The 12,481-nt window shown below is 59.6% G+C and carries 8 protein-coding genes; 6 read left to right on the top strand and 2 right to left on the bottom strand.

What is annotated here, in order from left to right:
- The first annotated feature begins 356 nt into the window (after positions 1-356).
- On the top strand, positions 357-1,601 hold the full coding sequence (locus dmul_RS15875) for a cache domain-containing protein (RefSeq protein WP_020877803.1): 1,245 nt from the start codon (positions 357-359) through the stop codon (positions 1,599-1,601).
- A gap of 89 nt (positions 1,602-1,690) precedes the next feature.
- Here dmul_RS15875 and dmul_RS15870 read toward each other — a convergent pair whose 3' ends face one another.
- On the bottom strand, positions 1,691-3,331 hold the full coding sequence (locus tag dmul_RS15870; protein WP_020877802.1) for an IS1634 family transposase: 1,641 nt from the start codon (positions 3,329-3,331) through the stop codon (positions 1,691-1,693).
- 137 nt (positions 3,332-3,468) lie between these two features.
- Here dmul_RS15870 and dmul_RS15865 point away from each other — a divergent pair, with 137 nt between their 5' ends.
- From dmul_RS15865 to dmul_RS15845, 5 genes are all read left to right on the top strand, one after another.
- Complete coding sequence (locus dmul_RS15865) at positions 3,469-4,770, top strand: PAS domain-containing sensor histidine kinase (protein ID WP_020877801.1); 1,302 nt, start codon at positions 3,469-3,471, stop codon at positions 4,768-4,770.
- The gene (locus dmul_RS15860; RefSeq protein WP_020877800.1) at positions 4,767-5,405 is read left to right on the top strand and encodes a response regulator; all 639 of its coding nucleotides are present in this window, start codon (positions 4,767-4,769) and stop codon (positions 5,403-5,405) included. The genes dmul_RS15865 and dmul_RS15860 overlap by 4 nt, the downstream gene beginning before the upstream one ends.
- A 208-nt stretch (positions 5,406-5,613) precedes the next feature.
- Positions 5,614-6,582 (top strand): TAXI family TRAP transporter solute-binding subunit, encoded by a 969-nt coding sequence (locus dmul_RS15855; RefSeq protein WP_020877799.1) that lies wholly within the window; start codon positions 5,614-5,616, stop codon positions 6,580-6,582.
- Positions 6,583-6,694: 112 nt separating this feature from the next.
- Positions 6,695-8,872, top strand: coding sequence for a TRAP transporter permease (locus tag dmul_RS15850; RefSeq protein WP_020877798.1), 2,178 nt, complete (start codon positions 6,695-6,697; stop codon positions 8,870-8,872).
- A gap of 357 nt (positions 8,873-9,229) precedes the next feature.
- Positions 9,230-11,170 carry a sensor domain-containing diguanylate cyclase gene (locus tag dmul_RS15845; protein WP_020877797.1) on the top strand — a complete coding sequence of 647 codons (1,941 nt, stop codon included), beginning with the start codon at positions 9,230-9,232 and terminating at the stop codon, positions 11,168-11,170.
- Between the two features lie 41 nt (positions 11,171-11,211).
- On the opposite strand, the gene dmul_RS15840 is transcribed toward dmul_RS15845, so the two are convergent.
- Positions 11,212-12,312 carry a 6-phosphofructokinase gene (locus tag dmul_RS15840; protein WP_020877796.1) on the bottom strand — a complete coding sequence of 367 codons (1,101 nt, stop codon included), beginning with the start codon at positions 12,310-12,312 and terminating at the stop codon, positions 11,212-11,214.
- Positions 12,313-12,481 lie beyond the last annotated feature (169 nt).

Below are 12,481 nucleotides of genomic sequence, written 5' to 3'. Positions count from 1 at the left end.
AAGTATATGCCCTTTGGAGCTGTTAAATTACAGTTCGATTTCCGGTGTTCATGGGGTGGTGCCGCGACCGACATCAATCTTCCGATTTGAAACCGGAACGGCAACAAAAAACGTTCGCGTATCGGCGCCCGGGTTGCAAATTTTGACAATTTGGGACAAATTTTGTTTCAACGTACTCGATACAAAGGACCCCGGCCGTCCCAACCGCACCCCTTCAGCCTTCAGCCATCAGTCTTCAGCCTGACCCCCCAAGGTTGAAGCATTGACTATTTCGCCGGATCGTCCTACATGAGAAGGTCTCTGCTTACGATTGCCCCTGCGTTTCCGCAGAGCGATGTCTAACGGGAGCAACCCTTATGCGCCTTCGCCTGATTCTGCTGGTATTGTCCATCCTTGCCGTGGGCTCCGCGTCCACCGGGGGGTTTTTTTATTTTGAAGCGATTCAGGACGCCTCCATCCAGGCGTCCCGACGCCAGGCCCGCACCCGCCTGATATTGATCGCCCACAGTCTGGAGAACCACCTGACCGCCAACATGCAGGTTACCGAGACCCTTGCGGCGGCTCCGGCCCTGGCCCGACTGCTGCGCAGCCCTTCCGACGAGGCTCTGGCGGCGGCCCACGAGGTGCTGGACCGTTTTCAGCAGACCCTCGGGGCGAACGTCTGTTACCTGATGGACGCCCGGGGGATCACGAGGGCATCCAGCAACCGGAACCGGCCGGAAAGCTTCATGGGGCAGAACTTTGCCTTTCGGCCCTATTTCACCAGCGCCATGGCGGGGAATCCTCTCGGCTACCTGGCCCTGGGCGTCACCTCGGGCCGACGGGGCGTCTACAGCAGCCGTCCGGTCTTTTCAGGGTCCGATCCCAATCCCCTGGGCGTCGTCGTCGTCAAATCCGCCATCGATGCCGTGGAGGAGCGGCTGGGACTGTCGCCGTCGGAGATGATGCTCTTCACCTCTCCCGACGGGGTGATCTTCATCACCAACCAGCCCGGTTGGCTTTTTCAGCTGGCCTGGGAGCCTTCCCCCGAAGAGTTGGCGCGGATCCGGGAGGAGCGGCAGTTCGGGGACGGCGGACACGAGTGGATCGGTCTCAAGCCCGGCGAGACGCCGGATACGGCATTCCTCGACGGGAAGCGCTACCTGTTCGAACAGATGGAGATCCCGCATTTTCCGGGCTGGAAGGTCAACTACCTGACCTCGGCCGACGTCATTACCCGGCCGGTGGAGACCTCCCTGATCCGCATGACCGGATCCATCGTACTGGTCCTCTGCGTGCTCATCGGGCTGGGTGTGGTCATCCTCTACTACAAGGCAAGTGAGGATATCCTCCAACGGAAGCGGATGGAGGTCGCCCTTCGGGAAAACGAGGAGCGCTATCGCTCTCTTTACCACAACACCCCGGCGATGCTGCATTCCATCGGCCCCGATGGGCGGCTGCTGAGCGTCAGCGACTACTGGCTTACGGCCATGGGGTACGACTACGGCGAGGTGATCGGCCGCCCCCTGACCGATTTCATGACCGAGGCGTCCCGGCGGCTGGCCGAGCACGACATGATTCCGACCTTTTTCCGCAAGGGGTTCTGCAAGGCTGATCTTTGACACTTAATTTTCGATTCTACTTTTATTTCAACAGATTACTGCAGTCAAAAAAGGTCTTGGCACTACCGCACGGGTTTATCCGCATGGGCTCACACCTCCCGGATCGTCGGCGGCATGGCGACGCCGACCGCCTGGAAGATTTTGCCGCAAACGCCCTTGCTTCTACTCCGGATCGCGAGACGTCTATCGCCTTCTTCGATGGTCACCTGCTGCAGTGCTTTCAGGTCCTGTTTGACATCCGCCCATTCGAAGTGATGACCGGCCGCCTCGAGACGTCGATCCAGCTCCTTTCGCATCACCAGTGCAAGGAAGCTGCAGAAGACATGGCCGCGGATGGTCTGGTCCCGCTGATGGAAGATCGGCCGTGTTTCCAGCAGTGATTTGACGTCCCGGAAGACTCTCTCCACCCGCCACAGCTCCTTGTACTTGAGAGCGACCTGGGCGCTGTCCAGATCGGTGTTGGTTTTCAGCACCCATTTGCCGTCAAAGCGGGCCTCGTACTTGACTTTGTCTTCGTCGATGCCGGCACTGCCCTTTTCGAGGGTCACGTATTTTCGGTAACCCTTGTTGCCCACAAGGCTTTTGGGGCCTTTTCTGATCTGCTCCCGGAGTGCGGCGATGATCGCATCCCGGTCCCGGGCGTCCTTTCGGGCCTGTTTCGGGTTCTGGCAGATGACGTAGCGGTCGCCCTGGTGCATCACCTCTTTGACCTTGAGCGGCGCCGGGTCTTTCGAGTCCGCACCTTCGCCGCGGACTTCCCGGTATCTGCCCGGATGCGAGAGTATGACCTCCCGAATCGTCTTGACCCGGCGCATGCGGGTGCCCAGGATGTAGGGGATGGTATTTTCCGGATCCTCCAGCGTCTTCAGGGTATCGGCGCTGATCATCCCGCGATCGGCAACAATGCAGAGACGGCCGATGTTGAAACGGTTTCGCAGTCTCGCCACAATCGGCAGCAGCGTCTTGACGTCGGTGGTGTTGCCGGGCCACATCTCGCAGCAGATCGGCTGCCCTTTGTCATCGATGACCGCGCCCACAACCATCTGCTTCAGATCCGGCCGATGGTCCTTGCTGAAACCCCTTTGTCCGAGAGCTTCGCCGCCGCAGCCTTCGAAGTAGATCGAGGTGGTGTCGAAAAAGACGAGATCCAGGCTTGAAAACAGGTCTCTGCGGTGCGTGAAGAGCGATTCTTCGATCAGATCCTTGCAGCAGCGCGGCGAAAACGGGACGGCGTCTTCCTGGTCTTCGAGTTCCTCTCCCAGGAAGGCCATGGCCCGATACAGGTGATGCAGTTCGAGGTGATGCGCACCGTCGATGAGATAGTCTCTTTGCCATCTGTGGCAGGATCGATCCGAACCGGAAACCATCAAACGATGCAGTACGGTCAGAAATATGGCCCGTTCCACATCGAACTCGAATCTGCGATCGATCAAGAGTCGTTCGATAGCTGTTTTGATGCCGGTCTCCCGCCACAACCGCTCGAAAATCAGCACCGGGCCGATCTTTACGGCATCCATGGACACGTCGCTTTTGCCGGAAAGGATCAACAGTGCCCGTTCACTGAAGCGCGAAAGGGAACGAATCAGCGTCTCGACCCGGCCCTTGTCATGCAGCTGGTCCATACGACCCAATGTGGCAATCACGCGTTGTCTGACCTTACCGGTCTCTTTGCGATTTTCGACAATCTGCAGGTATTGATATCTGCCGGACTTTTTGATGCGTGCAAACATGGGAGCCTCCATTCTCAGCGTCACTCCCATGATAGCTGCTTGAAAACCATGCATCAAGCATAAAAGCACAATTCTGTGGCACTACCTTTTTCGGACTTTTCAAAAAGCGGTATCGTGATTTCGGGTGGTTATGTTCATTGAACGACCGCTCACTGTTAAAGATTAGCAAGGACATTCCCTACCGGTACGTCCGTAAAAACGGCGAGGTCATCGACATCCTCCTGTCGGCCATTGCCGACAGGGATTCGGACGGCCGCATCGTCCGCTCCCTTGCGGTCTCCGTCGACGTCACCGAGCAGAAGCAGGCGGAAAAGGCCCTCCGCCGGGCCAAGGAGGAGTTGAGCCGCTATTCCAAGGAACTGGAACGGAAGGTTCAACTCCGCACCAAGGAGATCGGCGACATATTGCGGTACACGCCGGCGGTGATCTACATCAAGGATCTGACCGGGCGGTATATGCTCGTCAACTCCCGTTTCGAGGAGCTTTTCGGCGTGCAGAACGAGGCGGTTCGGGGTAAGACGGACACGGAGATCCTGCCACAGCCGGTAGCCGCCCAGTTCCAGGCCGGGGACGCGGCGGTCTTCGAGAGCGCCGCGCCGGTCCAGGTTGAAAAGCGCATCGTCCAGAACGACGGGCTTCATACCTATCTGACCGTCAAATTTCCGCTCTTCGACGAGACCGGCAAGGTGCGCAGACTCTGCGGCATCGCTACGGACATCACTGCCGCCAAGAAGGCCCAGGACAAGCTGCGCCGCTTGTCGGCCTCCATCATCACCAACCAGGAAAAGGAGCGGGCGGTCATCTCTCGGGAGCTCCACGACGAGTTGGGGCAGGTGTTGACGGCGTTGCGTATGGACGCGGTCTGGCTGCTGGAGCGGCTCAAGGCGGCCGACCCGATGGGGGCGGAGCGCGCCCGGGACATGTGCCGGCTCATCGACGGGACGATCCAGGACGTCCGAAGCCTGGCGTTTCGTCTCCGGCCGGGAATCCTGGACGATCTGGGGCTGGTGGACGCCCTGGAGCTCTATACTTCGGATTTTGAACGGCGGACGGGTGTCACCTGTCTTTTCGATGCCGCATCCATCCCGAAGATGGACGACACCGTCGCCACCGCCGCCTACCGCATCGCCCAGGAGGCCCTGACCAACGTGGCGCGTCATGCCCGCGCTGCCAAAGTGGAGGTCCGGCTGCAGCAGGTCGACGGTCGGCTTATCCTGTCGGTGGAAGACGACGGAAGGGGCTTTCCGGTCTCGGTCCTGGATGCCGCGGAAACCCTGGGTGCTGCCGAGGCTCTGGGGGTGGCGGGCATGCGCGAGCGGGCCTCCCTGGTGGGTGGGCACCTGGAAGTCTATTCCCGGCCGGGTGAGGGGACCCGGGTCCGTCTGATTCTTCCGGTGCAGGCCCTCACACTGGAACGCAACACGGAGGTGAAATCATGATCAAGGTGCTTCTGGCGGATGATCACAGCATCGTCCGCGCCGGGCTTCGGCGGATCATCGAAGAGAGCGGCGACATGGCGGTAACGGCCGAGGCCGAAAACGGTCGGGTGGCGCTCAGGGAGGCGGCCCGGCATGCACCGGACATCGCCGTCGTCGACATTTCCATGCCGGACATCGACGGCCTGGAGGTGATCACCCGTCTCCATGAAACGATGCCCGATCTGCCCATCCTGGTGCTGACCATGCACGAGGAGCGGCAATACGTGGTGCGGGCCATCGAGGCCGGCGCCATGGGATACATCACCAAGCAGTCGGCGCCCGAGCAGTTGGTGCGGGCCGTCCGGCGGCTCATCGCCGGCCACCGTTACCTGTCGGAGGACGCAGTGGAGGTCCTCGCCCTCCGGGTGCTCAAGGGGGACAAGTCGGCCTCGCCCATCGACGCCCTCTCCATGCGGGAACTCCAGGTTCTCCGGCGGCTCGCCATGGGCCAGACCAACCGGGAGATCGCCGAGGCCTACGGGGTGAGCGTCAAGACGGTGGACACCTACCGGCATCGGCTTCTCAAGAAGCTCGACCTGCGCAACAATGCCGAGCTTTCCCGGTTTGCCATTCAGAACAAACTGGTAGAGCTGTAACTGACCGGATTCCAGGGGCCTGAAGGGTTTGACGTGCCGGCCGTCGGCGGCGGGCCTGTCGGGTCGGCGTCAAAATTTTTCTGACAGAGAAATCCGAAAAATCCGGCTGCCGGAATGAGAAAAGCTCGAATTGTTTTCCCCGGGGGCGCGGTATATCCTTGAAATAGGTATGGATAAATCTTTACACCCTTTTCAAGGAGACATCGTCATGAAAAAATGGATCGTTCTGAGTTTGTTGACCACCGCTCTCGCCTTTGGCCCGGCAATGGCTGAAACCACCAACGTCAAGATCGGCGGCGGGCCCACCGGCGGCACCTTCAACACCTTCGCCAACGCCATGGCCGTATACATCTCCAAGGTGGACCCCAACATGGTGACCACCGCCGTGGGATCGGGGGGGTCGGTGGAGAACCTCAAGCGCGTCTCCGGGGGAGAGTCGGACTTCGGTCTCTGTTACGCCGTGGATATGGATCTCGGCTACAAGGGCAAGCTGCCCATGGACACACGGACCTATCAGAATATCCGCTCGGTGGGGTATCTCTACGGCGCGCCGGCCCAGCTGGTCGTCAATGCCGACAGCGACATCAAGAGCGCTTATGACCTCAAGGGCAAACGGGTCGCCGTGGGCAATGCCGGCTCAGGAGCCGCCGCCAGCGCCGAGCGCTTCTTCCGCCACATCGGGGTGTGGGAGAACTTCAAGCCGACCTTCATGGGATATTCGGCGGCCGCAAGCGCCTTCAAGGACGGCAAAATCGATGCCTTCTGGGTATTGGTGGGCTATCCCAACGCCTCCATCATCGAAGCCAGCGTCCAGGTCAAGATCCGTCTCCTGGATCTGGGTGTCGATGCCGAGAAGAGCGGATTTTACGATGCCTATGCCTACAGCCCCACGGTGATCCCCGCCGGTACCTACGGCAAGACGATGCCGGAGTGCAAGACCTTTCAGGATTCCACCATCCTCGCCGTCAGAAAGGACATGTCGGATGAAGCCGTATACCAGATCATGAAGCATCTCTGGTCCCCGGCGGGTATGGAGGCCATGGTGGGGGCGTCCAAATCCTTCGATGAGATGAACCCGGACAACGCCTTCAACGGGGCCTCTGTACCGCTGCATCCCGGCGCCGTGAAATTCTGGCAGGAGCAGGGCAAGGAGATTCCGGAAAAGCTCATGCCGTAAGGTTCGGCTTTCCCTGAAGGTTCCAGAGCCTCAACGGGGAAGGGCGTCCGTCCTTCCCCCGGCGTATCCGTCGAAAAACGAATCCCTTTTGACAAGTTAAGGAAGAAAATCCATGTCAGAACCCGAACATGCTGCAGAACAGGCTGACCTGTCAGCGGAGAACAAAGAGAAACTGGAGAAGCTGGTCCAGAAGGACTCCCGCTCCGGCCGCGTCTTTTCCGGTTTCTGGAAATATATCACCAGCGCCATGGGCGCGTTCATGGTGGCTTTTTACATGTACTGCGCCGCCGTCCCTGTGGATACCCAGTATTTTCTGGGGGTCTACGTCGTGCTCACCTATGTGATGGTCTTTCTGATCTATCCGCTCAAGGCCTCATCCCCCGCCCACCGTCCCACCGCCGTCGACCTGATCATGGCGGCGGCGGCCGTTTTCGTGGTGGGCTATTTCGTCATGGAGTACGAGGCCATCAACTACCGCATGGGCTCCGAGACCCGCATGGACACCTTTGTGAGCGCGCTGGGGATCCTCGTCTCCCTCGAGGTGGCTCGACGGGCCCTGGGATGGTCCATGACCATTGTCGGCGCCCTCTTTCTCGCCTACGCCTTCTGGGGCGACCTGCTCCAGAATATCCCTTTGCTCAACGCCTTCGCCCACACCGGTTTCAAGATCGACCGGGCCCTCAACCACATCTACTACAAGCAGGAGGGCGTCTTCGGCATCATGGCGACGGTGCTCGTGACCTACGTCATCCTCTTCATCTTCTTCGGATCGTTTCTCAAGGCCTCGGGGGCGAGCCGTTTTTTCATCGACGTCCCCATGGCCGTTGCCGGCAAGAGCATCGGCGGTCCGGCCAAGGTGGCCGTCATCGCCTCGGGGTTCTTCGGGTCGGTCTCGGGTTCCGCCATCGCCAACACGGTCTCCACCGGCGCCTTCACCATCCCCATGATGAAGAAGGCCGGGTTCCGTCCCCACGTGGCCGGCGCCATCGAGCCCTCCGCCTCCATCGGCGGGATGTTCATGCCGCCCATCATGGGTGCCGGCGGCTTCCTGATGGCTGAGATGACCGAGATTCCCTACGTCCAGATCATGATTATGGCGATCTTCCCGGCCTTGATGTACTTCCTGTCGGTTTTCACCATGGTCCATTTCGAGGCCAAGCGCTACGGCATCGTCGGGAAGCGGCGGCCCGAAGACCCCACGGCCCTGGAGATCCTCAAGAAACAGTGGTTCATGTCCCTGCCGCTGGTCATCATCGTCGTCATGATGATCGTGGGTTTCTCTCCGGGATACGCCGCCTTCTGGGCCATTATATCCTGCATCGTGGTCAGCTGGTTCACGCCTGAAAACAAGATGGGCGTCAAGCAGATTCTCGACGCCATGATCGAAGGGGCCAACGCCACCCTCATCATCGGCGCCACCGTCGGCGTCATCGGCATCATTGTCGGCACCATCCAGCTCTCCGGGATCGGGCTCAAGTTCTCCCAGATCATCATCGACCTCTCCTTCGGCTCCCTGCCGGTGGCCGTCCTGCTGGTGGCCCTCGCCTCCCTGATTCTGGGCATGGGCGTGCCGGTGACCGCCGCCTACCTCATCACGGCGGTCCTGGCCGTCGGGGCTCTGACCGACATGATCTCCCAGAGTTACTGGGGCGTCAGCTTCCGGGAGCTTCAGCTCCCCCTGGGACAGCTCCTGGCCGACGACCCCCAGCGGCTCGAGATCATGGCCAAGGTCTCCTGGGCCCTCATCGCGTCCCACATGGTGGTCTACTGGTTCAGCCAGGACTCCAACATCACCCCGCCGGTCTGCGTGGCCGCATACGCCGGCGCCGCCATCGCGGGATCCGACCCCTGGAAGACCGGGTGGACCTCCTTCAAGTTCGCCAAGATGCTTTATATCGGCCCGCTCCTCTTCGTCTATTCCCCGGGGTTTCTCCTGGGCGGACCGGGGCATTTCATTCCCTGGTATCAGGTGGCCTCCACCGTCGTGACCGTCATGTTGGGCACCGTCGCCTTCGGGGCCCTCAGCATGGGGTATTTCCTCTGCGGTTTCACCGTCAAGGAGTGGATTATCTGCGCCTTTGCCACCACCTTCCTTTTCTTTCCCCATCTGGTGAACTGGATCGTCTTCGGCATCGACCTGCCTACAATCCTGGTGGACACGCTCGGCATCGGCATGTGGGTGATCGTCTTCTTCATGCAGAAGATCCGGATCAGAAAGGATCCCACCCTGGTGCTGCCCATCGACGAACGGCGGCGTCTCCGGCGGGAGAGGGCGGCCCAGACGGCATAGGTCGCAGGCTGTCTGTCGACCCGGACATAAGGCATTGAACACAAGTTGTATTTTCCGGTTTCTTTCGAAGCCGACATGGGGGGCGTTTGCCCCCCTTTTTCTTGCCGAGGCTGAAAAGCGCCTCCGATCATTTCCCTTGACAGACCCGGCCGATTCCCGGAATATGCCTTCCCCGACAACACCCTGGGCGACTGCGGATGCGGCGTCCGCTTTCAGACCTTGACGGTTTCGTAAAGACTCGGTATTTTTAATGCCGACCCCATTGTATTGTTGCCCGGGAATATAAACGCGATAAGCTGTTTCGAGGTTTTGCTGAAGCGACTGTTACGAATGCATCAAACCTTCGGGAGATCCGTTATGAAGTGGTTGGGGCTGTTGATGTGTCTGACGTTTTTCATGGGGGGATCCCAGGGCCACGCCTTCGTCTCGGTGGGGCAGGCCCAGATGATTTATGACGGCAAACTGCCCGTTGAACTGCAGAACCACAATATCATGGCGCTGCTCATCGATCCTGAAAGCGGTGCCATCGTCGACGCCAACAGAAAGGCGGTCGTCTTTTACGGTTACCCCCTCGACCGGATGCGGGGCATGCGCATTCAGGAGATCAACATCCTCGATCCCCGCGACGTGGAGGCCGAATACAAAAGGGCCGAAAAAGAAGACCGGAACTATTTCATTTTTCCCCATCGCCTGGCGGACGGGGAGGTCCGGACCGTTGAGGTCTACAGTGCGCCCGTGCCGGACTCCTCCGGAAAGCGGCTGCTCCTGTCCATCATTCACGATGCCACCCACAAAGCCCTGATGGAAGCGGAACTCAACCGTTACAAGGATCGCCTGGAAACCCTCGTGGCCCAGCGGACGCGTCAGTTGAGCGACGCCCACAAACGCATTGACCGGCTGTCGATATTCGGACTGCTCGTTGTCTCGGGGCTGTTGTTTTTTTTGTTGCGGCGGCACCAGAAGGCCGTCTACTTTCAGCACCGTTTTGAACTCGAACGCGAGCGGCAGCGGTCCGAGGCGGCCCTCATGGAGCGCGAGGAGCGATTCCAGAGAATGCTGGCCCTGGTGCCGGACATGATCACCATACAGGATCCGGAGATGAATATCCTGTACAGCAATTGGAACGGGATGGGCGCCGTCGAACCCGAAAAACGGATTCTGGGCACGAAGTGCCATCAGACCTACAGGGGGTACGACGATATCTGCCCGGATTGTCGGCCCATATCGGTTCTGGATACCAAGACCCCGTTTCAGGAAGAGATCCGGCTGCCGGACGGGACATGGCTGGATATGCGCGTCATTCCCATACTCGATGCGAACGGGGAGGTGGAGTGCTTTGTGGAGTGGGCCAGGGACATTACCGAACAGAAACAGGCCCAGAAGGAACTCCTGGCACAGAAGAATCTGCTCGAGGGCGTCATCGATGCCATTCACGATCTGCTCACCATTCAGCATCCGGATCGCACCATAGCCCTCTGCAACAAGGCGGCGTGCGAGGCTTTCGGCACGACGGTGGAAGCGGCCAGACATAAAAAATGCTATGAGCTGATCGGGCGGGACCGTGAGTGTGATATATGCGCCACCCGGAAGGTCCATGAAACCGGAGAGCCCGCCGAGCTTGAAAAATTCATGCCTGAACTCGGGGTGCATCTGCATTGCTGCAGCAACCCCATACTGGATCAGGACGGCAGGATCGTCTACATTGTGGAGCAGATGCGGGACATTACCGAAAATCACAGGACCCGGGAGCGGCTGGAGCGGCTGGCCACCACCGACGCCCTTACCGAGCTCTGGAACCGCGCCTATTTCATGGGGACGATCCGGAAGGAGATGGAGCGTGCCCGGCGCTACGGCGAGCCTTTTTCCCTGCTGATGCTCGATCTGGATCATTTCAAGCGGGTCAACGATACCCGCGGTCATGCAGCCGGCGATGCGGCCCTGCGGCATGTGGCGGCGATTTTCCGGAAGTCCCTCCGTCAAACCGACATCGCCGGGCGCGTGGGCGGCGAGGAGTTCAGCATCCTGCTGCCCCACACCGACCTCGCGGCGGCGCTGGTCATGGCCGAGCGTCTCAGATCGACCATTGAAAACACCCCCGCCGATTATAACGGCACGGAGATTCCCCTGACGTCGAGCATCGGCGTCGCTGTCTATGATCGGGAGATCGCCGATGAGGATGCCCTGATGCTGCTGGCGGACGAGGCGTTGTATGCCGCCAAAAAAGGGGGCAGGAACCGCGTCTGTCAACCCCCTCGGGAGAAAGGTGCCGCCTTCCCCGGTACGAGCGACGTCGGTTAGTGTGAGTGTCGTCGTTCCCGACCCTACCGGTACGGCAACCGCTACTCATCCCCGAAATAGACACCCGTGTCACGCGCGGCCCGAATGAGATCGTTCCCGGTATCGACAAAACGATTTTTTCCCGCGATCTCCGTAATGGGGATCATCTCGATCTCGTTTTTCCGAAGGGCGACCATTTTGCCGAATTGACCCTCGACAAATGCGTGCACCGCAGCCGTACCCATACGGGTGCACAAGATGCGGTCATACCCGGTCGGGATGCCCCCGCGCTGAATATGTCCGAGCACCGTGTAGCGACACTCGGTCTGGATCCGCCCTTTCAATTCTCTGCACAGCCGCTCCGCAATGCCCCCGAGCCGGACGGGTTCCGCCGAATCCGGGACGAGTTCCCGAGTGACCTGCTTTCCACCTATCGGTGCCGCGCCCTCGGACACGCAGATAATGGTGGACCTGCTGCCGCGGCTGCTGCGCTCCATGATTTTAGCGACAACAGCCCCCAGGCTGAATGGAATCTCAGGTATGAGAATGACGTCCGCGCCGGATGCCAGGCCGGCATGAAGGGCGATCCAGCCGGCATTGCGCCCCATGGTCTCCAGAATCATCACCCGGTGATGGCTGGTGGCGGTGGTTTGCAGCCGATCGATGGCGTCCGTGGCGATTTCAACCGCGGAGTGAAATCCAAAGGTTTCATCGGTTCCCCAGATGTCATTGTCGATGGTTTTGGGGACGCCGACCAGCTTGAGCCTTTTGCGCTGCCAGAATTTATTGGCAATCGCCATTGTGCCGTCCCCACCAATGATAATCAAGCCGTCCAGTTCCAGCTTCTCGACATTGGCCATCACCGCCTCCGATCGATCTTCCTCAACGATCTGTTCCCCGACGCGGACCTTGTAGGCAAAAGGATCACCCCTGTTGGTCGACCCCAGAATCGTCCCCCCCTGAAACAGAAGTCCCTTTGTCCTGTGCCAGCTCAGGGGAATGATCGCCGGGCCTTCGATCAGGCCGTCGAATGAATCGAGCACGCCGAGGCACTCGATGTGGTACCGCCCGACGGCGCATCTCACGACCGCCCGAATCACGGCATTCAATCCCGGGCAGTCTCCACCGCCGGTCAGTATGCCGATCCGTTTGATATTCGTCATATTTTTGACTCCCTGGCGAAAGCGGATGTTCCAGTGTCTTCCGAATCCGACCGGATCGATTCACAGCTAATTGTTTAATATCTCAATAAATGAACGGTCTTATTTTGTAAAGAGATTTTTCAGGTCATATTCTCTCGTTATGCTGCAACATGCAGCATAACGGAATACG

The organism is Desulfococcus multivorans (assembly GCF_001854245.1).
In the GTDB taxonomy this organism is placed as follows: Bacteria; Desulfobacterota; Desulfobacteria; order Desulfobacterales; family Desulfococcaceae; genus Desulfococcus; species Desulfococcus multivorans.
Note: the sequence above shows the minus strand (reverse complement) of the source record. Positions and strands in the feature narration are given on the sequence as shown.

Bases quoted from the DNA above. Each gene is read 5' to 3' on its own strand.
- dmul_RS15875 (WP_020877803.1), top strand. From the start codon at position 357: ATGCGCCTTCGCCTGATTCTGCTGGTATTGTCCATCCTTGCCGTGGGC.
- dmul_RS15870 (WP_020877802.1), bottom strand. From the start codon at position 3,331: ATGTTTGCACGCATCAAAAAGTCCGGCAGATATCAATACCTGCAGATT.
- dmul_RS15860 (WP_020877800.1), top strand. From the start codon at position 4,767: ATGATCAAGGTGCTTCTGGCGGATGATCACAGCATCGTCCGCGCCGGG.
- dmul_RS15855 (WP_020877799.1), top strand. From the start codon at position 5,614: ATGAAAAAATGGATCGTTCTGAGTTTGTTGACCACCGCTCTCGCCTTT.
- dmul_RS15850 (WP_020877798.1), top strand. From the start codon at position 6,695: ATGTCAGAACCCGAACATGCTGCAGAACAGGCTGACCTGTCAGCGGAG.
- dmul_RS15845 (WP_020877797.1), top strand. From the start codon at position 9,230: ATGAAGTGGTTGGGGCTGTTGATGTGTCTGACGTTTTTCATGGGGGGA.
- dmul_RS15840 (WP_020877796.1), bottom strand. From the start codon at position 12,312: ATGACGAATATCAAACGGATCGGCATACTGACCGGCGGTGGAGACTGC.